Source organism: Cellulomonas timonensis (assembly GCF_900046455.1).
In the GTDB taxonomy this organism is placed as follows: Bacteria; Actinomycetota; Actinomycetes; order Actinomycetales; family Cellulomonadaceae; genus Cellulomonas_A; species Cellulomonas_A timonensis.
In genome coordinates this window covers 307,245-328,218 of record NZ_FCOT01000009.1, presented here as the reverse complement: position 1 = coordinate 328,218, position 20,974 = coordinate 307,245, and the positions used below count along the sequence as shown (strand labels likewise).

The 20,974-nt window shown below is 71.8% G+C and carries 20 protein-coding genes and 1 riboswitch; of the genes, 6 read left to right on the top strand and 14 right to left on the bottom strand.

The genetic code is table 11. The annotated features are described in order from the left end of the window. Nucleotides 1–15: 15 nt before the first annotated feature. Entirely contained in the window at nt 16–1,377 is a 1,362-nt protein-coding gene (locus BN3788_RS03630) for an extracellular catalytic domain type 1 short-chain-length polyhydroxyalkanoate depolymerase (protein ID WP_066582445.1), read from the bottom strand. Nucleotides 1,378–1,558: 181 nt separating this feature from the next. Next, nucleotides 1,559–2,431 carry a formyltetrahydrofolate deformylase gene (gene purU / locus BN3788_RS03625; protein ID WP_066582492.1) on the bottom strand — a complete coding sequence of 291 codons (873 nt, stop codon included), beginning with the start codon at nt 2,429–2,431 and terminating at the stop codon, nt 1,559–1,561. Between the two features lie 105 nt (nt 2,432–2,536). Here purU and BN3788_RS03620 point away from each other — a divergent pair, with 105 nt between their 5' ends. The 5 genes from BN3788_RS03620 (at nt 2,537) to BN3788_RS03600 (ending at nt 6,964) form a co-directional block, all read left to right on the top strand. After that, nucleotides 2,537–3,049 (top strand): GNAT family N-acetyltransferase, encoded by a 513-nt coding sequence (locus BN3788_RS03620; RefSeq protein WP_066582446.1) that lies wholly within the window; start codon nt 2,537–2,539, stop codon nt 3,047–3,049. Nucleotides 3,050–3,116: 67 nt separating this feature from the next. Continuing rightward, a riboswitch (ZMP/ZTP riboswitch) is annotated at nt 3,117–3,204 on the top strand. 66 nt (nt 3,205–3,270) lie between these two features. Then, nucleotides 3,271–4,560 (top strand): serine hydroxymethyltransferase, encoded by a 1,290-nt coding sequence (gene glyA, locus BN3788_RS03615; RefSeq protein ID WP_066582447.1) that lies wholly within the window; start codon nt 3,271–3,273, stop codon nt 4,558–4,560. 86 nt (nt 4,561–4,646) lie between these two features. After that, nucleotides 4,647–5,528 (top strand): bifunctional methylenetetrahydrofolate dehydrogenase/methenyltetrahydrofolate cyclohydrolase, encoded by an 882-nt coding sequence (locus BN3788_RS03610; RefSeq protein ID WP_066582448.1) that lies wholly within the window; start codon nt 4,647–4,649, stop codon nt 5,526–5,528. Between the two features lie 87 nt (nt 5,529–5,615). Beyond that, on the top strand, nt 5,616–6,092 hold the full coding sequence (locus BN3788_RS03605) for a VOC family protein (RefSeq protein WP_066582449.1): 477 nt from the start codon (nt 5,616–5,618) through the stop codon (nt 6,090–6,092). A 62-nt stretch (nt 6,093–6,154) separates the two neighbouring features. Continuing rightward, nucleotides 6,155–6,964: an exodeoxyribonuclease III gene (locus tag BN3788_RS03600; protein ID WP_066582450.1), complete on the top strand. Its 810-nt coding sequence runs from the start codon at nt 6,155–6,157 to the stop codon at nt 6,962–6,964. Here BN3788_RS03600 and BN3788_RS03595 read toward each other — a convergent pair. Then, nucleotides 6,952–7,374: a MerR family transcriptional regulator gene (locus BN3788_RS03595; protein WP_066582451.1), complete on the bottom strand. Its 423-nt coding sequence runs from the start codon at nt 7,372–7,374 to the stop codon at nt 6,952–6,954. The genes BN3788_RS03600 and BN3788_RS03595 overlap by 13 nt on opposite strands. 84 nt (nt 7,375–7,458) lie before the next feature. On the opposite strand from BN3788_RS03595, the gene BN3788_RS03590 reads away from it, so the two are divergent. Then, nucleotides 7,459–8,436: an aldo/keto reductase gene (locus tag BN3788_RS03590; RefSeq protein WP_066582452.1), complete on the top strand. Its 978-nt coding sequence runs from the start codon at nt 7,459–7,461 to the stop codon at nt 8,434–8,436. 69 nt (nt 8,437–8,505) lie between these two features. On the opposite strand, the gene BN3788_RS03585 is transcribed toward BN3788_RS03590, so the two are convergent. The 11 genes from BN3788_RS03585 to galT form a co-directional block, all read right to left on the bottom strand. Next, nucleotides 8,506–9,822 carry an ABC transporter permease gene (locus BN3788_RS03585; RefSeq protein ID WP_082812534.1) on the bottom strand — a complete coding sequence of 439 codons (1,317 nt, stop codon included), beginning with the start codon at nt 9,820–9,822 and terminating at the stop codon, nt 8,506–8,508. After that, nucleotides 9,819–10,538 carry an ABC transporter ATP-binding protein gene (locus tag BN3788_RS03580; protein ID WP_066582453.1) on the bottom strand — a complete coding sequence of 240 codons (720 nt, stop codon included), beginning with the start codon at nt 10,536–10,538 and terminating at the stop codon, nt 9,819–9,821. Before BN3788_RS03580 ends, BN3788_RS03585 begins: the two co-directional genes overlap by 4 nt. Then, complete coding sequence (locus tag BN3788_RS03575) at nt 10,535–12,139, bottom strand: efflux RND transporter periplasmic adaptor subunit (protein ID WP_234346461.1); 1,605 nt, start codon at nt 12,137–12,139, stop codon at nt 10,535–10,537. Before BN3788_RS03575 ends, BN3788_RS03580 begins: the two co-directional genes overlap by 4 nt. Continuing rightward, a complete protein-coding gene (locus BN3788_RS03570) occupies nt 12,136–13,107 on the bottom strand; it encodes a hypothetical protein (protein ID WP_066582454.1) in 972 nt (323 codons plus the stop codon). Before BN3788_RS03570 ends, BN3788_RS03575 begins: the two co-directional genes overlap by 4 nt. Nucleotides 13,108–13,316: 209 nt before the next feature. Next, complete coding sequence (locus BN3788_RS03565) at nt 13,317–14,267, bottom strand: hypothetical protein (RefSeq protein ID WP_066582455.1); 951 nt, start codon at nt 14,265–14,267, stop codon at nt 13,317–13,319. A gap of 215 nt (nt 14,268–14,482) precedes the next feature. Next, nucleotides 14,483–15,430, bottom strand: coding sequence for a hypothetical protein (locus BN3788_RS03560; protein ID WP_066582456.1), 948 nt, complete (start codon nt 15,428–15,430; stop codon nt 14,483–14,485). Nucleotides 15,431–15,829: 399 nt separating this feature from the next. Beyond that, nucleotides 15,830–17,044 (bottom strand): ABC transporter permease, encoded by a 1,215-nt coding sequence (locus tag BN3788_RS03555; RefSeq protein WP_066582461.1) that lies wholly within the window; start codon nt 17,042–17,044, stop codon nt 15,830–15,832. Then, complete coding sequence (locus BN3788_RS03550) at nt 17,041–17,817, bottom strand: ABC transporter ATP-binding protein (protein WP_066582458.1); 777 nt, start codon at nt 17,815–17,817, stop codon at nt 17,041–17,043. Before BN3788_RS03550 ends, BN3788_RS03555 begins: the two co-directional genes overlap by 4 nt. Beyond that, on the bottom strand, nt 17,814–18,845 hold the full coding sequence (locus tag BN3788_RS03545) for an efflux RND transporter periplasmic adaptor subunit (RefSeq protein WP_066582459.1): 1,032 nt from the start codon (nt 18,843–18,845) through the stop codon (nt 17,814–17,816). The genes BN3788_RS03550 and BN3788_RS03545 overlap by 4 nt, the downstream gene beginning before the upstream one ends. 118 nt (nt 18,846–18,963) lie before the next feature. Then, nucleotides 18,964–20,199 carry a galactokinase gene (gene galK / locus BN3788_RS03540; protein WP_066582460.1) on the bottom strand — a complete coding sequence of 412 codons (1,236 nt, stop codon included), beginning with the start codon at nt 20,197–20,199 and terminating at the stop codon, nt 18,964–18,966. After that, a complete protein-coding gene (galT, locus tag BN3788_RS03535; protein WP_390619660.1) occupies nt 20,196–20,885 on the bottom strand; it encodes a galactose-1-phosphate uridylyltransferase in 690 nt (229 codons plus the stop codon). Before galT ends, galK begins: the two co-directional genes overlap by 4 nt. Between the last annotated feature and the right edge of the window lie 89 nt (nt 20,886–20,974).

Here is a 20,974-nt window from a genome sequence, read left to right as displayed (position 1 = left end):
GGCCCACTTCTCAGGTTATCCGCCCACGCATGCCGTGCCGTTGAGCGCGAACGCGGTGGGCGCGGTGTTCACCCCCGTGTGCGAGCCGTTGAACCCGAACTGCACTGACCCGCCTGCCGGGACCGCCGCGTTCCAGGCGGCGTTGGCCGCGGTCACCTGCGTGCCCTGCTGCGTGGTCACCGAGCTCCACGCCTGCGTGACCTGCTGGCCCGAGGGGAAGGACCAGGTCAACCGCCAGCCGTTGAGCGGGGTGGCGGTCAGGTTCTTCACCGTGACGTTCGCGGTGAAGCCGGTGTTCCACTGGTTGACGCTGTACGCGACTGTGCAGCTCCCGGTGGTGGTGCTCGTCGGCGTCGGCGGCGCTGTCGTGGGAGGCGCGGTAGTCGGAGGCGCTGTGGTGGGCGGCGCCGTCGTCGGGGGAGCCGTCGTGGGGGTGGTGGTGTCCAGCCCGAAGAAGTGGATGGCCGCGGCGGCGTCGACGGGCAGGTTGTGCGAGACGCCCTGCATGCTGTTGGCCTCGACCGGGGCCCGGTCGCCCGTCGCCCCGTAGCGGGTGCGCGTGATCCCACTGGCGGGGGTGTCGGTGGAGGCGGGCGTGGCGCTGACGCCCAGCACGTTGGTCCACTGCTTGATCGACTCGCCGAAGTTGACGTAGCTCAGCGTCTCGTCGTTGGTGCCGTGCCACAGCTGGACGCGGGGGCGGGCGCCGGTGTAGCCGGGATATGCGTTGCGCACCAGGGCGCCCCACTCCTGGGCGGTCCTCGTGATGCGGCCCTGCGAGCAGTCGCTGTTCCACCCCGAGCCGTTGGTCGTCGCGAAGCAGGACGCCGGCACTCCGGCGAACGCCGAGCCCGCGGCGAAGACGTCCGGGTAGTTGGCCAGCAGCACCTGCGTCATCATCGCGCCGGAGGAGACCCCGGTGGCGAAGACCTTGCTGGTGTCGGTGGTGTAGCGCTGCTGCACGTACTGGAGCATCGACCGGATGCCCACCGGGTCGCTGCCGCCGTCGCGGCGCAGCGCCTCGGGGGAGGACACGTCGAAGCAGTTGCCGCTCCGCGTCGCGGACGGGTAGATGACGATGTAGCCGTAGCGGGTGGCGAGCTCGTCGAACTGCGAGCCGTTGTAGAAGGCGGGGCCGGAGCCCGTGCAGTAGTGCACCGCGACGAGGACCCCCGGGCGGGCCGGGAGGTTGTCGGGCACGAACAGGTGCATCTGCAGGCCACTGGGATTGGCGCCGAAGTTCGTGACCTCCACCAGGGAGGCCGCTTGGGCGGGTGGCGCCGTGGAGATGGCGGCGGCGGTGACGCCGAGCAGGCTGAGCGCGAAGGCGGCTGCTGCTGCGGCGACGCGGGCGACGGGGCGGCGTGGGCGGTCCATCGGTCTCCTCGATGAGCCGGTGGCATGGTGGACGTCGTCGGCCACGCACCGGGGGCGGGTGGCCTCCATCGGGACGCGGAGGCCGTCGGCTCTCGGAGCATGGCCCGCCCCTCACCGCCGCCGCGACGACGTGAATCGTTTCGCCGCCGTGCGGATCGACATCGTTGTCGATCCGGCCAGGTCAGCGGAAGACGATCGTGCGGTGCCCGTCCAGCAGCACCCGGTGCTCGGCGTGCCAGCGCACCGCGCGCGCCAGCGTCCGCCGCTCCACATCCTGGCCCAACGCGACCAGGTCCTCCACCGAGCGGGTGTGGTCCACGCGCTCCACGTCCTGCTCGATGATCGGGCCCTCGTCCAGGTCGCCGGTGACGTAGTGCGCGGTGGCGCCGATGAGCTTGACCCCGCGGTCGTGGGCCTGGGCGTACGGGCGCGCGCCCTTGAAGGACGGCAGGAATGAGTGGTGGATGTTGATGACCCGGCCCGACAGCGCCCGGCACAGGTCGTCCGAGAGGATCTGCATGTAGCGGGCGAGCACGACGAGCTCGACGTCCAGCTCCTGCACCAGCTCGAGCAGCCGGTCCTCGGCGGCGGACTTGGTCGCCGCCGTCACGGGGACGTGGTGGAACGGGATGTCGTAGAACTGCGCCAGGTCCGCCAGCGCCGTGTGGTTCGACACGACGGCGACCAGGTCCACGGGCAGGTTCTCGGAACGCTGGCGGAAGGCCAGGTCGTTGAGGCAGTGAGCCGCCGTCGATCCCATCACCAGGGTGCGCACCGGGCGGCCGGCGACGTCGAGCCGCCACTGCATCATGAACCGGCCGGCCAGCTCGACCAGGGCGCTCTCCAGGGTGTGCCGAGCCACCGAGGCAGTGACCTGCACCCGCATGAAGAACAGCCCGGTGAGCGGGTCGCCGAACTGCTGGGACTCGGTGATGTTGCCGCCGTGCTCCGCCAGCAGGCCGGCCACCGCATGCACGATGCCGGGGCGGTCGGGGCACGAGAGGGTCAGGACCCAGTGGGTTCCGTCAGGGGTGTGGAGGAGCGGGGTGGACACGGTCGCCAAGGGTAGTCGAGCACCCTGGAGCCGCAGCGCAGCCGCACACAGGATGAGCGCGTGTTCCTCCCCGGAGCGGCGCCGGGTGATGGGACGATGGGACGCATGAGCGAGCCCGAGGTGGAGATCCGTCCTGTCGACCTGGCCGACGCCGGCGAGCTGCTGACATTGCGCCGCGCGGCCTTCGTCACCGAGGCGCAGATCTACGGCGACCCGAACATCCCGCCGCTGACGCAGACGTACGACGAGCTGCGCGCGGACCTGGTGGCCGACGGCGTGATCACACTCGGCGCCTGGTCCGGGCACCGGCTCGTCGGGTCCATCCGCGTGCTGCTCGAGGACGGCAAGGCCACGCTGGGCCGGCTCGCGGTGGCGCCCGACGTGCAGGGCCGGGGGATCGGCACCCGCCTGCTGCTCGCGATCCTGCCGCTGCTGCCCGAGGACATCAACGAGGTCTGGGTCTTCACCGGCCGCGACTCGGTGCAGAACCTCGCCCTGTACGAGCGCCACGGCTACACCCACCAGCACGACCAGACCGCTGGCGACCTGACGTTCGCGTACCTGCGCAAGATCCTCGGCGACGGCGAGGCGTCACCGGTGGGCGCCGCGCACGGCTGACCCTGTCGCCGACGCCCGTCCCGGCATCCGGGAAGGGCGTCGGACAGCGGCGCCAGGTTGGTAGGCTGGCCCACGTCGCGACTGGCGCAACGGGTGGAACACCACCGGGGAGCGACGCAGCAGCAGACTTCGGGTCGGACGCCTGGGCCCTCGGTCACCACACCATTCGTGTGCGTGCCCGACGTATGCCGGGAACCCGCACGCTGACTGCGAGGAGAGACATGAGCGTCGACCAGACCCCCGTGCTCGACCAGAACCTGTCCGCCGTCGACCCTGAGATCGCCGCGGTGCTGGACGGAGAGCTCGCCCGCCAGCAGGGCACGCTCGAGATGATCGCGAGCGAGAACTTCGTGCCGCGGGCCGTCCTGCAGGCGCAGGGCTCCGTGCTCACCAACAAGTACGCCGAGGGCTACCCCGGCCGCCGCTACTACGGTGGCTGCGAGCAGGTCGACATCGCCGAGACCCTCGCCATCGAGCGGGCCAAGGCCCTGTTCGGCGCCGAGCACGCCAACGTCCAGCCGCACTCCGGCGCGACGGCCAACGCCGCCGTGCTGCACGCCCTGATCAACAAGGGCGACAAGATCCTCGGCCTCGAGCTGGCCCACGGCGGCCACCTCACGCACGGCATGAAGATCAACTTCTCGGGCAAGCTCTACGACGTCTCCGCGTACGGCGTGAACCCCGAGACGTTCCTCATCGACCCCGAGGCAGTGCGCGCCGCGGCCCTCGAGCACCGCCCCGACGTCATCATCGGCGGCTGGTCCGCGTACCCGCGCCAGCTCGACTTCGAGGCGTTCCGCTCCATCGCCGACGAGGTCGGCGCGAAGCTCTGGGTCGACATGGCCCACTTCGCCGGGCTGGTCGCGGCGGGCCTGCACCCCAACCCCGTGCCGTACGCGGACGTGGTGTCGTCCACGGTGCACAAGACGATCGGCGGCCCCCGCTCGGGCTTCATCCTGTCCAAGCAGGAGTACGCCAAGAAGATCGACTCGGCGGTCTTCCCCGGCCAGCAGGGCGGCCCGCTCATGCACGTCGTCGCCGCCAAGGCCGTCTCCTTCAAGATCGCGGGCTCGCCCGAGTTCCGCGACCGCCAGGAGCGCACGCTCTCCGGCGCGAAGCTCATCGCCGAGCGCCTGATGGCGGCCGACGTCACCGGCGCCGGGATCTCCGTGCTGACCGGCGGCACCGACGTGCACCTGGTGCTCGTCGACCTGCGGCACTCGGACCTCGACGGCCAGCAGGCCGAGGACCTCCTGCACGCCGTCGGCATCACCGTGAACCGCAACGCGGTGCCCTTCGACCCGCGCCCCCCGCGCGTCACGTCGGGCCTGCGCATCGGGACGCCCGCGCTCGCGACGCGGGGCTTCGGCGACGCGGAGTTCGCCGAGGTGGCCGACATCATCGCCACCGCCCTGGTCGACGGCCAGAGCGCTGACGTCGAGGCGCTGCGCGCACGCGTGCAGAAGCTCACCGACGCGCACCCGCTCTACGCCGGTCTCCAGCAGTACTGACCCACGCCGTGCCGCCGGACCCGGTCCGGGCGCCCCACGTGGGGCGCCCGGACCGGCCCGGCGTCCGCTCGCCGAGAAAGAGTGAGATGACCGCACAGGTTCTGGACGGCACGGCCACAGCGGCCGCCATCAAGGGCGAGCTCACGGCCCGGGTGGCCGCGCTCGCCGCGCGCGGGGTGCGCCCCGGGCTGGGCACGCTGCTGGTCGGCGACGACCCCGGCTCGCGCTGGTACGTCAACGGCAAGCACAAGGACTGCGCCGAGGTCGGCATCGCGTCGATCCGCGAGGACCTGCCGGAGACCGCGACCCAGCAGGAGGTCGAGGACGCCGTCGAGCGGCTCAACAACGACCCCGCGTGCACCGGGTTCATCGTGCAGCTCCCGCTGCCGAAGGGCATCGACACGCATCGGGTGCTCGAGCTCATCGACCCCGCCAAGGACGCCGACGGCCTGCACCCCACGAACCTCGGGCGCCTGGTGCTGCGGGTCAACGAGCCCATCGACTCGCCGCTGCCCTGCACGCCGCGCGGCATCATCGAGCTGCTGGAGCGGCACGGCATCGAGCTCGCGGGCGCCGACGTCACTGTCGTCGGGCGGGGCACCACCGTGGGCCGCTCGATCGGCCTGCTGCTGACCCGTCGGGCGATCAACGCGACGGTGACGCTCACCCACACCGGCACCGCCGACCTCGCCGAGCACACCCGCAACGCCGACATCATCGTGGCGGCGGCGGGCGTCCCCGGCATCATCTCGGCCGACATCGTCAAGCCCGGCGCCGTGGTCGTGGACGTGGGCGTCTCCCGCGCCACCGACCCCGAGACGGGCAAGTCCCGGGTGGTCGGCGACGTCGACCCGGCGGTCCGCGAGATCGCGTCCTGGGTGTCGCCGAACCCCGGCGGCGTCGGGCCGATGACGCGGGCGATGCTGCTCAGCAACGTGGTCGACACCGCGGAGCGCCTGGCCGGCTGAGCGGAGCACCTCGTCGGTGGAGTGGCCGATGAGTTCGCCTCCTCGACGTGGTCAGTACTGGTGACCACGTCGTAGGAGGGAACCCTCATGGGAATCGTCAGCCCGCACCTCTGGTACCACTCGCAGGCCGAGGAGGCCGCGCAGTTCTACACCTCGTTGATCCCGAACTCGGAGGTCACCAGGGTCATCAAGGCGCCCCCGGGGGTGAACGTCCCCGAGGGGACCGCCTTCATCGTCGAGTTCACCCTCGACGGGATGCCGGTGACGGCGTTGAGCGCCGGCCCGGCCTTCACCCTCGACGAGTCGTTCTCGATGATCCTCGCGTGTGAGAGCCAGGAGGAAGTCGACCACTACTGGGACGCGCTGCTGGCCGACGGCGGCGAGCCCAGCCAGTGCGGGTGGCTCAAGGACCGGTACGGCCTGTCGTGGCAGGTGGTGCCCACGGCGCTGGACTCGCTGCTGTTCAGCGACGACTCCGAGGCGTCGGCCCGGGCCACGCAGGCGATGTACACGATGCAGAAGTTGGACCTCCCTGCGCTCCAGGCGGCGTACGACGGCGCCTGACCCGGGTGGCCCGGCCCGGACGGCGCGGCGGCCTGTCAGCGGGATGAGGTTGGATATGCCGCGTGCTGACTATCGCCACCGCCAACGTCAACGGGATCCGGGCCGCCTACAAGCGCGGCATGTCCGAGTGGGTCGCCACCCGCAAGCCGGACGTCATGCTGCTGCAGGAGGTCCGCGCGCCTGACGAGATCCTCAGCGACTTCCTGCCGACGTCCGAGTGGCACCTCGCGCATGAGGCCTGCGAGATCAAGGGCCGCGCCGGTGTCGCCATCGCGTCCCGGCTGCCCATGAGCGCCATCCGCATCGGCCTCGCCACGGGCGTGCCGGTGGACACCGGGCGCTGGGTCGAGGCGGACCTCGAAGTGCCCGGCAAGGACGGCTCCACGCAGCAGGTCACCGTCGTCTCGACGTACATCCACTCGGGGACGGCGGGCACCCCCAAGATGGACGAGAAGTACGCGTTCCTGGACCACGTGACCAAGCGGCTCGCCGAGCTCGCGGGCTCCGGGCAGCACGTGGTGGTGGCGGGCGACCTGAACATCGCGCACAAGAACGTCGACATCAAGAACTGGAAGGGCAACCTCAAGGCCGCCGGGTTCCTGCCGGAGGAGCGCGCCTACCTGGACCGCTGGTTCGACGAGCTGGGCTGGCGCGACCTGGGCCGCGAGCTCGGTGGGGAGGGCCCCGGGCCGTACACGTGGTGGTCGTGGCGCGGGCAGGCGTTCGACAACGACGCCGGCTGGCGGATCGACTACCAGCTCGCCACCCCGGGCCTGGCCGGTCTGGCCCGGACCGCCGAGGTGGACCGTGCGGAGGCCTACGACCAGCGATTCAGCGACCACGCGCCCCTGGTGGTCACCTACGACGTGTGAGCCGCGGCGCCGGCGAGCGCGTCAGCGCCCGCGTCGGTTGCCACCACCGTGCGGTAGTACGCGATCTTCTCGGCCAGGTGCTCTTGCTGGCGGGTGAGCAGAGCGATCGTCGCGGTGACCTCGGCGGCGTGCTCCTCGAGGATGTCGAGCCGCTCGGGGATGGTCTGCTCCGCGTCGGCGCCGGTTGCGAGCGCGAGGCCGGCGTAGCGCCGCATTGTGGCGATCGGCATGCCCGTGTCACGCAGGCACCGCAGGATCTCGAGCCACCCGAGGTCTTGGTCGGAGTAGCGGCGGCGGCCCCCGGGGTCGCGCTCGACGCCGGTGAGCAGCCCGATCCGCTCGTAGTAGCGCAGGGTGTCGATGCTGAAGCCGCTGCGTCGGGCGGCCTCGGCCGGGGTGTGCGTCGCCATGGCGACAGTGTGGCGGGTGCTGGGGTGCTGGTCCGTGGGCGCGCCGCTTGACCTGGAGCGCGCTCCAGGTCCGACAGTAGGGGGATGACGACGACACCCCCCGCGGACCCGATCCTCTCCGCCCCACCGCTCGCGCTCGGCGCGATGTCCTTCGGCACCACCATCGCCGAGGACGACGCGTTCGCGCTGCTCGACGGCTATGTCGCCGCAGGCGGCGTGTGGATCGACACCGCCGACTGCTACGCGTTCTGGTCCGACGAGGCCGGCCGCGGCGGGGCGAGCGAGCTGCTGCTCGGCCGCTGGCTCGCCGCGCGGCCCGGGGTCCGGGAGCGGGTGCTGATCGCGACGAAGGTCGGCTGTGAGCCGCTGTACCCGGGCAGCTACCCGGAGTCCTCCGAGGGGCTCGCGCCGGAGGTGGTGCGCCGGGTCGCGGCGCAGAGCCTCGAGCGCATGGGCATCGACCACATCGACCTGTTCTGGGCGCACCGCGACGACCGGGCCGCCGACCTCGCGCAGACGGTGGACGCCTTCGCCGGGCTCGTCGACGACGGCGTCGTCGGCCGGTGGGGGTACTCGAACACCGCGTTGTGGCGCGTCGAGCGGGCCGCCGCGCACGCCCGAGCCCAGGGGATCACCGGGCCGAGCGCCATCCAGCTCCGCTACACCTACGTCCAGCCCCGGCCGTTCGTGCGCGACCACGATCACGACCACCGGTTCGGCTGGATCACCGACGAGGTGCTCGACTACGCGGCGAGCAACCCCGGGATCGACCTGTGGGCGTACACCCCGCTGCTGTACGGCGCCTACGACCGCCCCGACCGGCAGATCTCCGACGCGTTCACGCATCCGGGCACCACCCGGCGGCTCGAGGTCCTCGACGAGGTGGCGCGCGAGCTGGGCGCCACCCGCAGCGAGGTCGTGCTCGCGTGGCTCGTGGGAGGCGACCCGGTGGTCCGGCCGGTGGCGGGGGTGAGCAGCCAGGCGCAAGTGGAGGCCGCGCTGTCCGGCGTCCGGCTCACCCTGCCGACCGAGGCACGTGAGCGCCTCGACGCCCCCTGGTGACCGACGCCTGACGACAGAGGGCGGGCCGACGATGAGGTCGTCGGCCCGCCCTCTGTCGTTCCCGTCGAGTCAGACCCCGCGGCGCAGCGCTGTGATCGGCTCGATGGCCGCGGCCTTGAGCGCGGGGTAGAAGCCCGCCGCGAGCCCGATGAGCCCTCCGGCGACGGCCGCGGCGCCCACCACGCGCAGGTCGAGGATCGGCACCCAGGACTGCAGTGCGGACACGAGCACCACGACCGCGACGCCCAGCGACGCGCCGATCAGCCCGCCGATCAGGCCGATGATCGCCGACTCCACGATGAACTGCGCGGCGATGTCCCGGCGGGTGGCGCCCAGCGCCCGGCGCAGCCCGATCTCGCCCACACGCTCCATCACCGACAGCAGCGTGACATTCGCGATCCCCACCCCGCCGATGAGCAGTGCCACGGCGCCCAGGGCCAGGAAGATCAGGTCGACGTCGGCCTGGACGTTCTGCTGCACCGTGGAGCGGGCTGGCGGGGCCTTGACGCTGAAGCCGTCGGGGGAGTTGGGGTCGAGGGCGATCGGTGCCTGCTCGGCGACGACCTCGCCCGCCCCGGGCGCGATGCGCACCTGCAGCTCGGCGGGCGCCGCCAGGTCGAAGTCGGACCGCGCGGTGCCCATGGGCAGGATCACCGCGTCGAGCAGCTCCGTCTTGCGCTTCACGTCGTCGATGATGCCGATCACGGTGTAGGAGTCCTCGCCGATGAAGATCGACGGCTGCCTGTCGACGCGGTGCACCCCGAGGGACTCGGCGGCCCGTGCCCCGAGCACCACCACGCGGTCGCCGCGCGCGTCGTGTCCGGAGTCGAAGTTGCGGCCGGTGACGACGACGCCCCGCACCGTCTCGAGCAGGCCCTCCGACGAGGCCAGCACCGGGACCGAGGTCTGAGCCGCCTGCGACGGGTCGTTCACGGGCACCGACGTGACCTGCGCGCCCCGGACGTCCACCTCGGCGAGGGTGCCCGCCGACTCCACGCCGGCCAGACGGCTCACCCGCTCGGCGGCGTCCCACGGAATCCGCGCTTTGGCGCGCGTCTGGCCGCCGCCGGTCGACTTGGCGGGCTCGACGACCACCTGGGTGGCGGCGACCGCGTCGAACTGCTTGTTGATCTGCCCGGCCGTCGTGTTCGCGAGGCCGACGGTGACGACCACCGAGGCGATGCCGAGCACCGTCCCCATGATCGTCAGGATCAGGCGCCCGGGCCGGGCGCCGACGCCGAACGTGGCCTCGGCGAACAAGTCCCGCGCCCCGAACCTGTCGCCGCGTGGCGGCCGCTTGGCGACAGCCGGTGTCGCCCGCGCGTCGGCGAGCCCGAAGCCGTCCGGGTCGGTGGTGGGGCGGGTCCGGGTCAGGAGCCGCCTCATGCGAGCTCGGTCAATCGGCCGTCGGAGATCCGCACCCGCCGCTGGGCCCGTGCGGACACCTGAGAGTCGTGGGTGATCACCACGAGCGTGAGGCCGTCGCCGTGCAACTCGTCGAACAGGTCGAGCACCCCCGCGGAGTTCACCGAGTCCAGGTTGCCGGTGGGCTCGTCCGCCAGCAGCACCTGCGGCTCCGCGACGATGGCCCGGGCGATGGCCACCCGTTGCCGCTCGCCACCCGAGAGGACTGTGGGCAGGAAGTCGACCCGGTGGTCGAGGTGGACCCGGTGCAGCGCCGCCATCGCCCGGTCCCGGCGTTCTGCCCGGGGCACCCCCGAGTACAGGGTGGCGAGCAGCACGTTGTCGAGCACCGTGCGGTGGGGCAGCAGGTGGAAGGACTGGAAGACGAACCCGATGCAGCCGCCCCTCAGCCGTGAGCGGTCCGACTCGGAGGCGGCGCCGGTGGGGCTCCCGTTGAGGAGGTACTCCCCGGAGCTGGGCCGGTCGAGCAGCCCCAGGATGTGCAGCAGCGTCGACTTTCCCGACCCGGACGGGCCGATGATGGACAGGTAGTCGCCCGCCTCGATGCGCAGGTCCGCCGGGTGCAGCGCCACGACCGGCGGATCGCCGGGGAACGTGCGGGTGAGCGCGGCGAACTCGATGACGGCCGGGACCGGCCCAGCCGGCTGCTCGTCCAGGAGGACGTCGAGGACGCTCATCCGGCCGCCTCCGTCGCCTCGTCGGATGCGTCCTCGGCGCCGCGGATCCCCACCACGACCAGGTCGCCGGCGGCGATGGGCTCCTTCGAGTTCACGATCTGCACGTACCCGCCGGCGGCCAGTCCGGTCTCCACTGTCACGAGCTCGGTGGCGCCCTTGGCGCCCTGCCGCTCGATGCGCGACTCGCCACCGGGTCCGGCCGTGAGCGCGGCCAGCGGCACGGCGAGCACCTCGCCGCCGGTGGAGCTCACCGGAATCTTGATCCGCACGTTGTCGCCGCCCTGGAGCGTGGACAGCTGCTCTGCGGTGAGCTCGCCGAGCTGGAAGCGGACGGTGTGCCGCCCCGCCTGGCCAGTGGTCGACCCGGAGCCCGCGGGCGCCTCGGAACCCTCCGTGCCCTCGCCCTCGGGCTCTGCCGAGCTGCTGGTCGAGCCCGGGGCCTCGATGGCCTTCACGGTGACCTGCACGTCCTGCCCGAGCACCGTCACGGTCCCGGGGTTCCCGACCGCCAGCAGTGCGGCGTCGTCGGCGGAGGCGGACGCGACGATCTCGAGCGTGGCGCCCGAGACGGTCATGACGGGACCGCTGACGATCGCGCCCAGCTTCACCGCCACGTTGTCGACCCGTCGTGGCAGAGAGGCGAGGAAGACGACCTCGCTCGCGGGGAGCGCGGTGAGCGTCGCGGCCTTGGCCTCGGTGTGCATGGCCTTGGCGTCGGCCAACGCCCGCTGCGCGGAGGCGACGGCGGCGGCCTCGGCGGAGCTCCCCATGCCCGCCAGCACCTGCGTGCGCTGTGCCTCGGCCACGGTGACGGCCTCGCGCAACGCCTCGATGCTGACGGCGCTGGGCGCCTCGGGGTCGCCGGCCGCTGCTGCGGCCTCGGCGGCGGCAACCTCCCGTTGCGCGGAGCGCACGGCGTTGTCAGCCTGCAGCCGCTCCACTTCGGTGGGCCCCGACGAGGCGGTCTTCAGCGCGATCTGGGCGGAGGAGAGGCCGTCCTCGGCGGCGCGCACCGCATCCTGCGCGCCCTTGAGCGCGTCCTTGAGCTCTTTCCCTGGCGCGGGCGGCTGGTAGCCGACCTTCCGGTAGAGCTCCACCACACCGGCGGCCGTGGCCGCGTCATACACGTCCGAGTCGGGCTTGCCCGCGTCGATGCCGAGCGCCGCGAGCGCCGCCTTGAGCTGGAGGACGTCCGGCCCTGCGACACCCGCCTGCAGGCTGCGGTAGGTGGGCAGCGTGCCAGGCAGCACGATCACCGGGCGTCCCGCGACCTCGAGGGCGACGCTAGCCGCGTCGACAGTGGAGCCGACCTCGGGCACCTGGCCCGTCACAACCGGCTGGCCCTTCACCTCGCCCGTCTCGACGCGGATCTCGGCCGGGTCGTCGTACAGCGGGTCGCCCCGCAATGTCACGTCGTTGGCGAGGACGCGGCTCTCCACAGGCACGGTCACCGCGCCAGCGACCGGGGGAGCGGCGTCCGCCTCTGCCTTGGCCGGAGACGTGATGAGCTGGCTCAGCCCCAGCCCGGCGACGAGGCTCAGCACCGCGACGCCGGCCATCACGAGGATGGTGCGGTTGCCCTGCGGGATCGCGCGGCTCACTTGGCCGCCTTGGCGTCAGTGGCGTACTGCTCGATCCACGCGTCGAGCTCGGCCTTGTGCGCGTCGACGAACTCCTGCTCGAGGGCGAACTGCACCTCTCGGGTCGTCTTCTGGTAGCCGACCTTCGTCTGGCACTTCGCGTCGGCGATCGCCGTGGACATCTCCTTCTCGCGCAGCTCGGTCTCGGCGGCCTTGTCCGTGCTGCCATCCGGGGCAGCCGACTCCCAGAGCGCTGAGTAGGCGTCGGAGATGCTGGTGGCCGCGTCAGGGACCTTCGCGAAGTCGAAGCCGGCCTCGTTCATGCAGTCCGACCACTCGGCGTCGAGCGCGGTGAGCTTCGGGTCGCTGGCGACCTTCTCGTACAGCGTGCCGATCTCGTCCTGGAGCTCGACGAACGCCGGGTCCTCGTACGCGGACATGGTGGAGCCGTACGTCTCGTTGCTCGCCTTGCCGTTGCAGCCCGCGGTCGTCCAATCCCAGGTCGTCTCCGCCTCCTCGTCGAGGGCCTCCGGCTGCTCCGGCCCCCACAGGGCCTCCCAGTAGGCGGCCTGCTCGCTCTCGGACATGGCGGCGACGTAGTCGGCGTTGGGGTCCACCTGCACTGCCTCCTCGCCATCCTCCGACTCGGAGCCGATCGAGTACCCGTAGCCGTGCTTCTCGGCGAACTCCTCGCTGCCCCATTCGAGGTCCTCGTCCCACTCGAACGAGCTGCCCGAGACCTCCCGGGGGGTGTACTCGAAGCCGGCCTCCTGCATGCAGGCCGCGACGATGTTCTCCTGCTCGACTTGGAGCTTCTCGTAGTCGACGTCGTCATAGGCGCTCGTGACCGGCTTCATGTACTCCTGGAGTGGACCCTCGCTCGCCTTGGAGTCCTTCCCGGCATCGGAGTCGCCGCTGCTCCCGCAGCCGCTGAGCAGAAGCAGGGCGCAACCGGCAGCGGCGGCGGCGGTGAACGGGACGGACCTCATGGGTGTGCCTTCCTGCGGAACGGTGGGCGCGGGTGGCGATGGAGCCGGCGCGCGCGCGGGTCAGTTTGTCGGTTTTGATCCCTGACGAACCTAGCAACGGGGGGGCTGTCGCGGGTCAACCCTGCGGATGACCGGCTGTTCAGGCACGTGGCGCCTCAGGCGGACAACGCTTGACCACAGGCGGACGGCACGGCGGGTTGGCTCGCGCCTCACTTGTCCGTGGCGTACTGCTCGATCCAGGCGTCGAGCTCGGCCTTGTGGGTGTCGATGAACTCCTGCTCGAGGGCGAACTGCACCTCCTGGGCCTTCTCGGGGTAGCCGGCTTTCTCCTGGCACTTCGCGTCGGCGATCGCCGTGGCCATCTCCTTCTTGCCCAGGTCAGCCCTGGTGGTCTCGTCAGTCGTCTCCGAGAGCGCGGCGTAGGCCTCGGCGATGCTCTCGTGGGCTTCGCTGACTCTCGCGAAGTCGAAGCCCGCCTCGTTCATGCACGCGGACCACTCGGCGTTGATCGCCGCGAGCCTCGGGTCGTCCGGGACCTTCTCGAACATCCGCCTCTGCTCCTCATGGAGGTCCTCATAGGCGGGGTCCTCATAGGCGGCGTTGAGATTGCTGTACACCTCGTGGTTCGCCTTGGCATTGCAGCCGCCCTTCGTCCAGTCCCACCCGGACTCGGTGTCGACGTCTTGCTGCTCGCCGAACAAGGCCAGGCTGTAGGCGGCCGCCTCGCTCTCGGACATGGCTGCGAGGTAGTCGGCGTCCGGGCTGACGAACTCCTCCTCGCCGATCTCCGACTCCGGACCGGCCGACCAGCCGTAGCCGTACTTCTCGGCCCACTCCACAGGGCCCATCCTCTCCGCGTCGTCCAACGAGGCCGGTTGGCTCGGGACGTCCTGGGGCGTGTACTCGAACCCTGCCTCCTGCATGCAGGAGGCGATGATGTTCTCCGCCTTCTTGTGGCGCTTCGCGGACTCGTCGGCGTTGTCGCTCGGGATCGACTTCGTGTACGCGTGAAGCGGACTCTCCTTCGCCGCGGTGTCCTTCCCGGCGTCGGAGCCGCTGCTGCTGTCGCCGCCGCCGCTGTCGCTGTCGCTGCCGCTGCAGGCGCTGAGCAGGAGAAGCGCGCCGACAGCGGCGGCGACGGTGAACGGGACGGACCTCATGGGTGTGCCTTCCTGCGGAACAGTGGTTCGCGGCCGGCGATGGAGCGGGCGCGCGCGCGTGTCAGATAGTCGGTTTTGATCCCGACGAACCTAGGCAGCGGGCGGCGATCGCGGGTCAGCCTTGCGGATGACTTGGCTGTTCAGGAACGTGGACCCTCAGGCCGACAACGGTTTGCCACGGTGGAACGTCATGCCGGGCGTTGGGGCCGTGTCGGTCACTTGGCCGCCGTCGGCGCCGTGGCGTACTGGCCGACCCAGGCGTCGAGCTCGGCCTTGTGCTCGTCGACGAACTCCTGCTCGTAGGCGACCACGACCTCCATGACGGTCGCGTCGTACCCGACCTCCTTCTGGCACCTCGCGTCGGCGACGGCCGTGGCCACCTCCCGCTCGCGCAGGGCCGCCTCGGCGGCCTTGTCTGTGCCGGTCTCCGGGTCGGCCGCGTCCCAGAGAGCCGAGTACTGCTCGGCGAAGCTGTTGTTCGCGTCCATGACCTGCGCGAAGTCGTAGCCCGCCTCGTTCATGCAGTCCGACCACGCGGCGTCGACCGCGGTGATCTTCGGGTCGGCGTAGACCTCCTCGTACAGCCGGGAGATCTGCTCGCTGAGGTCGGCGTAGGCCGGGTCCTCGAAGGCGGCCATCGGGCTGGCGGCCCAGGCCTCGTTGCTCGCCTTGCCGTAGCAGCCCGCCTTCGTCCAGTCCCATTCGTACTCGGCGTCGTCGTCGATGGGCGCGTCCTGCTCACCCCAGAGCGCCAGCTCGTAGGCGGCCCGCTCGGTCTCGGACATGGCCGCGAGGTAGTCGGCATTCGGGTCCACCGACTCGGCCTCGTCGCTCGCGGGCTCCGGGCTCGAGTACCCGTACCCCTCCCTCGCGGCGTGCTCCTCGGTGAACTCGAACGCGTCCTCGCCGTCGGGATAGTCGGCGCTCGAGACCTCCCGGGGGATGTACTCGAACCCCGCCTCCTGCATGCAGGCGGCGATGATGTTCTCCTCCTCGGCGTGGACCTTCTGATAGTCGATGTCGTAGAGGGCGTCCATGTAGGCCGTGAGGGGCGCGTCTGCCTTGCTCTGCTTGCCGGGCTCGGCGTCTCCACCGCTGGCGCATGCGCTGAACAGCAGCAGCAGTGCGCAGCTGGCGATGGCGGTGATCGGGATGGTCCTCATGGGTGCGCCTTCCTGCGGGAACGGTGTGGGAGCGGGTGGCGGTCGAGCCGGCGCGCGCACCGGCAGAAGGTGGGGGGAGCCGAACCGGCGCGTCGAACTATACACAGTGTGTATACACGTGGCGTATAGAGGGATGGAGATCCTGTGACCGCGCGCGTTCGGCCCAGGTCGAACGCCGTCACCGCGTCGTCGCCACGCCGCTCGCACGAGAGACCGGGACCGAGACGGGCCGCGGTCGTCTGGTCACACGTGCGCGGGCTCTCCTACGCCCGGCGTCGTCCGCGAGTCACCGCGCGACGCCCGCCGCGCTCAGCAGCGCGTCGAGGTCGGCGTTCCCGGCGGGCGCAGGGGCCTCTCGGGGGAGCAGGGTGGCGCCGCCCCAGGACGACGGTGCCCGGCTCAGTAGCGGATGGCGTCGATGACCTTGACGCGGACCGCCACGGTCGCCGGGATGAGCCCCGCAAGCGCGCCGACCCCGGTGGCGCAGGCCATGCCGATCATGGCCGCGGAGAGCGGGAACGGCGGCATGTCCTCGATGCCGCCGCCGAAGACCCGCTCGACGGGGATGTTCTTGATGATCGCGACGGCGATGACGACGCCGACCAGGCCCGCCACGACTGTGGCGACCACCGACTCCATGAGCACCCCGAAGAACACCCGGCCCGAGGTCGCGCCGAAGCTGCGCCGGATGCCGATCTCCCGGATGCGGTGCCGCACGGTCACCAGCGCGATGTTCACCAGCCGGAGCCCGCCGAGCAGCAGCGCGAACCCGCCGACGCCCAGCACGACCCACTTGGTGGCGCTGTCCAGGGCGTTGTAGTACTCGTTCGGGTAGACGTTGACGTCGTAGCCCGGCAAGAGCGCCATGAGGTCGCGGGTGATGAGCGGCTGCAGTTCTTCGGCCATCTCCGGGGGCACCCACATCCGCAGCTCAGGGGGCCCGTACCCCTCGTTGGAGGCGGTCCAGCGGTTGACGTGGTCGGTCAAGGCGTAGGCGGCCGGGGGCTCCTGGTCCCAACTGCTCGCGTAGACGCCGATCACCTCGGCGCGCACCGGAGTGGGTCCGCCGAGGACGATGGTCGGGTGCGTGTCGAGGGCGGGCTCGCCCAGGGCCTTCCAGAACGTCTCGTTGACGACGACCGCCGGGGCGAGGCGCTCCACGTCGCTGTCGGCGAACCAGCGCCCGTCAGTGGTCTGGAACCTGTTGATCACCCCGAAGGCGGGGTCGACGACCTGCAGCTGGACCATCTGCGTGCCGGTGGGGAAGCGGAACGGCGCCTGCCCCCATCCCACGCGGGACCAGTGCTCGATGCCGTACTGCTCGACCACCCGCGTGTAGGCGGCCTCGAACACCGCGGGGTCGGGGGTGGTGGAGGTCGTCGCGACCATGTCGCCCGACCACCTCTGGTAGGCGGTGGCCATCAGCGTCACGTCGCGGCCGTTGTACCGCTCGGCCTGCTCACGGAAGGCCTGGTTCATCATCTGCACGGCGGCCGTGATGCCGGTGATGGCGGTGACGGCGACGGCCACGCCGATGAGCGCGAGCAGCACCCGCAGCTTGTGGATGCGCAGCTCGTCCCACGCCTCGACCAGGGTGCTGACGATGCCGCTCATGCGCGCACCGTGCCCGGGAGCTCGGCGGCGCCGGTGGGGACGTCCGTGGGCACGTCGCCCACCCATTCGGTCACCTGGCCAGGGGCGTTGAGCACGATCGGCACGAGCACCCCGCCGGCCAGCCGGTAGTGCCGCTGCGCGCGGGCGGCGACGGCGAGGTCGTGGGTGATGGCGATCAGCGCGGCGCCGGTCTGCCCGGCGATCTCGTCGAGCAGCGCCATGACCTCGCCGCCGGTGTCCACGTCCAGGGCCCCGGTGGGCTCGTCCGCGAGGATCACCCGCGGGCCCCGGACCAGGGCGCGGGCGATGGCCACGCGCTGCTGCTCGCCGCCGGAGAGCTTCTCCGGCATGTCCTCCAGGCGGTCGCCGAGGCCCACCCGGTCGAGCATGTCGGCGGCGAGCGCGCGTCGCCTCCAGAACTGGCGGCCGCGCGCGTACATCAGCGGCGCGGCGACGTTCTCCAGGGCCGTGCGGCCCGGCATGAGGTTGAACTGCTGGAACACGAAGCCGAAGTCCTCGCCGCGCCGCCACGCGCGCTTGCGCTGCGACAGCCGCGCCACGGAGGCGCCCTCGAGCAGGTACTCCCCGGAGGTGGGGGAGTCCAGCAGTCCGAGGATGTTGAGCAGCGTGGACTTGCCGGTGCCGGAGCGGCCGACGATCGAGATGTGCTCCCCGGCGTCCACGGTGAGCGTGATGCCGCGCAGGATCTCCAGCACGCGCTCGTCGGGCAGCAGGACGGAGCGGGTGACGTCCGTCAGCTCGAGCAGGCTCATGCCTGGCACGTCGCGTAGTCGGCGCCGGGCTGGTCGCAGGGCAGGTTCACGGTGTCGCCGACGGGCACGAACTGCAGGACCTTGTCACCGGTGGCCAGGCCCTCGGTGATCTGGACGTTCTCCCCGTCGGTCAGGCCGAGCTTGACGGCGCGCTTCTCGGAGGCGCCGTCGGGCAGCACGATCCACACGTTGCCCTCCTGCACGGAGCCCTGCACCGCGGTGACGGGCACGACGAGCGCGTCGGCGGCGGTGCCGTTGACGACCTCCAGATCGGCGCCGAGGCCCGGGAACGCGGTGACTCCCGCGGGCACCGCGCAGGTGATGGCGCCCGTGGCGGCCGCCTGGCCGCCGTTGTCGCTGCCCGACTGGTTGGCGTCGGCGCCGGCCTGGGCGGCGGCGCCGATCTTCAGCCCGGTGCAGGCGAACGGCGCCGGGCCGCCCTTGAGCGTGACCTGGGCCTCGGTGGGCGCGCCGAGCAGCCGGTACTGCTGCTCGGGGGTGAGTGTGCCGGACACGGACAGCGTCCCGGGGGCCACGGAGCCGATCGCGTCGCCGACGGACACGATCTGGTCCTTGAGCGCCGTGAGCGTCAGCGTCCCGGCGGTGGCGGCCTTGACCGTCTCGCGCTTGATCTTCGGCTTGTTCTCCGTGACCGTCTGCTCGCCGGTCTCGGGGTTGGTGGTGACGGTGGGCTCGACGGGCGTCTCGAGCAGGATCTCGAGGATCGGGGTGTCGACCTCGACCTGCTGGCCGTGGGCGGCCAGCAGCTTCGACACCGTGCCTGCCATGGTCGCCTTGACGGGCGTCGCCGGATCGGAGACCACCGATCCCTGCACCGTCACCGTGTTGGTGATCGTCGCGGTGGACACCTCGGCGTGCATCTCGTTGACCTGCGCGGACGGCACGAGGCTGTCATCGGCCTGGGACAGGTCCGCGCCCGAGAACGCCATCTTGACCAGGGCGAGCGCGATCACCGCCCACAGGATGAGGCGGATGGTCGGGAAGATGATCCTGCGGGTGACCCCCACGGTGCGGCTCCTCGCGTCATGGCTGATAGGGCGCACGGGGCGCTTCGCCGCACACCGTACCGAGTGCCTGTGACGTGGGGATCAGACCAGGGGATGACCTGCGGGTGGATATGCGCCGTCAGTTGGCGGGCCCGGCCGCCGTCGCGACGAGGAAGGCCGGCGGGGTGAGCCCGCGCACGGCGAACGCCTGCGCCACGGCCTGCTCGACCTGGCCGACCTGGTCCCGCTCGACGAGCGCGATGGCCGAGCCGCCGAACCCGCCGCCGGTCATCCGGGCGCCCCACGCGCCGGCCTCCCGTGCAGCCTCCACCGCGACGTCGAGCTCGAGGCAGGACACCTCGTAGTCGTCGCGCAGCGAGGTGTGCGACGCGTCCAGCAGCGGCCCGCACTCGCGGACCCGGCCCGCGTCGAGCAACGCGACGAGCGCCTCGACGCGCGCGATCTCCGTCACGACGTGCCGCACGCGCCGCACGGCTGTCGCGGGATCGTCCGACGCCTCCGTGAGTCGGTCGAGCGCGGTGGCGAGGCCCGCGCCCGGCGCCACCTCGCGTAGTGACTGGACGCCCAGCACACGCGCCGCGTCGTCGCACGTGGCCCGGCGGGCGGCGTACTGCCCGTCCACCAGGGCGTGCTCGGCGCGGGTGTCCACGACCAGCAGGGCGAGCCCGAACGCGTCCAGGTCGAAGGGCACGTGGCGCACCGACGAGTCGAGGCAGTCGAGCAGCAGCGCGTGGCCCTCCCGGGAGCGCAGCGACGCCGACTGGTCCATGCCCCCGGTGGGCGCCCCGGCGATCTCGTTCTCGGCGCGGACGCACGCGGCGGCGAGCACTGTGCGGCCCGCGTCGTCGGGCTCGGCGGCGGTCCCGGCGCGCCCCAGGTCGAACACGTCGTCCAGGGCGACGGCGACGGCGGCCTCCAACGCGGCCGACGACGACAGCCCGGCGCCGTACGGAACGCAGGAGTCGACCACCGCGTCGAAGCCGCGCACCGGCAGGCCTTGTGCGGCCAGGGCCCACGCGACGCCCGCGACGTAGGCCGGCCACCCCTCGACGGCGCCGGGTGCCACATCGGCCAGGCGCACCTCGCGGAGGCCGTCGGGCTCCTGCGCTGAGGCCAGGCGGATCAGGTCGTCCTGTCGGGGGCGCAGCGCTAGGTAGGTGCGGTGCGGCAGGCCGATGGGCAGGCACAGCCCGCCGTTGTAGTCGGTGTGCTCCCCGATGAGGTTCACCCGGCCGGGCGCCGACCACGTGCCGGGCTCGGGGCCATCGAACCCGAAGGCCGCCGCGAAGGCCTGTCGCACGCGGGCCTCGCCCTCGGGGCGGGTCCAGGCGTCGATCTGGGTGACGGCGCTCATCGGGCCACCTCCTGCAGCCGGGCGGCGATCCGCTCGGGGGTCGTGTCGCTGATCCAGGCGGCCATGCCGGACTCGACGCCGGCGAGGTACTTGAGCTTGCCGGGCGCGCGCAGCACGGAGAAGACCTGCAGGTGCAGCCTGCCCAGCTCGCGGCCCTCGCCGACGACTGCCTGATGCCAGCCGGAGATGTACGGCAACGGGATCTGCTCGCCGTCCGGCCCCACGAAGAACTTGTCGAGCCGGCGCAGCAGCTCCAGGTACGCCGTCGCCAGGTCGTCGCGCTCCGCGTCGTCGAGCTGTGGCAGGTCCAGCACGTCGCGGTTGGGCGCGAGGTGCACCTCCACCGGCCACCGGGACGCGGCGGGCACGTATGCGGTCCAGTGCTCCGTCTCCAGCACGACGCGGACACCGGCCTTCCGCTCGGCGTCGAGGATGTCGCGGTGCAGGTTGCGGCCGGTGCGCGCGTGGTGGGCGGCTGCCTGGCGCTGCATGGCCTGCGTGCGGGGGGTCACGAACGGGAACGCGTACACCTGCCCGTGCGGATGCGGCAGGGTGACGCCGATCTCCTTGCCGCGGTTCTCGAAGCAGAACACCTGCTCGATGCCGGGCAGCGCGGACAACTCGCGGGTGCGGTCCGCCCAGGCCTCGATGATCGTGCGCATCCGCGTGGGGCTCACCGCGGCCAGGCTGCTGGAGTGGTCGGAGCTGAAGCAGACGACCTCGCAGCGCCCGGCGGCCGGCCGCCGGGCGCTGCGAGGTCGTCTGCTTCAGCTCC

Coding starts and splice junctions, on each gene's coding strand:
- BN3788_RS03630 (WP_066582445.1), bottom strand. CDS start 1,377: ATGGACCGCCCACGCCGCCCCGTCGCCCGCGTCGCCGCAGCAGCAGCC.
- BN3788_RS03620 (WP_066582446.1), top strand. CDS start 2,537: ATGAGCGAGCCCGAGGTGGAGATCCGTCCTGTCGACCTGGCCGACGCC.
- glyA (WP_066582447.1), top strand. CDS start 3,271: ATGAGCGTCGACCAGACCCCCGTGCTCGACCAGAACCTGTCCGCCGTC.
- BN3788_RS03610 (WP_066582448.1), top strand. CDS start 4,647: ATGACCGCACAGGTTCTGGACGGCACGGCCACAGCGGCCGCCATCAAG.
- BN3788_RS03605 (WP_066582449.1), top strand. CDS start 5,616: ATGGGAATCGTCAGCCCGCACCTCTGGTACCACTCGCAGGCCGAGGAG.
- BN3788_RS03595 (WP_066582451.1), bottom strand. CDS start 7,374: ATGGCGACGCACACCCCGGCCGAGGCCGCCCGACGCAGCGGCTTCAGC.
- BN3788_RS03590 (WP_066582452.1), top strand. CDS start 7,459: ATGACGACGACACCCCCCGCGGACCCGATCCTCTCCGCCCCACCGCTC.
- BN3788_RS03585 (WP_082812534.1), bottom strand. CDS start 9,822: ATGAGGCGGCTCCTGACCCGGACCCGCCCCACCACCGACCCGGACGGC.
- BN3788_RS03580 (WP_066582453.1), bottom strand. CDS start 10,538: ATGAGCGTCCTCGACGTCCTCCTGGACGAGCAGCCGGCTGGGCCGGTC.
- BN3788_RS03570 (WP_066582454.1), bottom strand. CDS start 13,107: ATGAGGTCCGTCCCGTTCACCGCCGCCGCCGCTGCCGGTTGCGCCCTG.
- BN3788_RS03565 (WP_066582455.1), bottom strand. CDS start 14,267: ATGAGGTCCGTCCCGTTCACCGTCGCCGCCGCTGTCGGCGCGCTTCTC.
- BN3788_RS03560 (WP_066582456.1), bottom strand. CDS start 15,430: ATGAGGACCATCCCGATCACCGCCATCGCCAGCTGCGCACTGCTGCTG.
- BN3788_RS03555 (WP_066582461.1), bottom strand. CDS start 17,044: ATGAGCGGCATCGTCAGCACCCTGGTCGAGGCGTGGGACGAGCTGCGC.
- BN3788_RS03550 (WP_066582458.1), bottom strand. CDS start 17,817: ATGAGCCTGCTCGAGCTGACGGACGTCACCCGCTCCGTCCTGCTGCCC.
- galK (WP_066582460.1), bottom strand. CDS start 20,199: ATGAGCGCCGTCACCCAGATCGACGCCTGGACCCGCCCCGAGGGCGAG.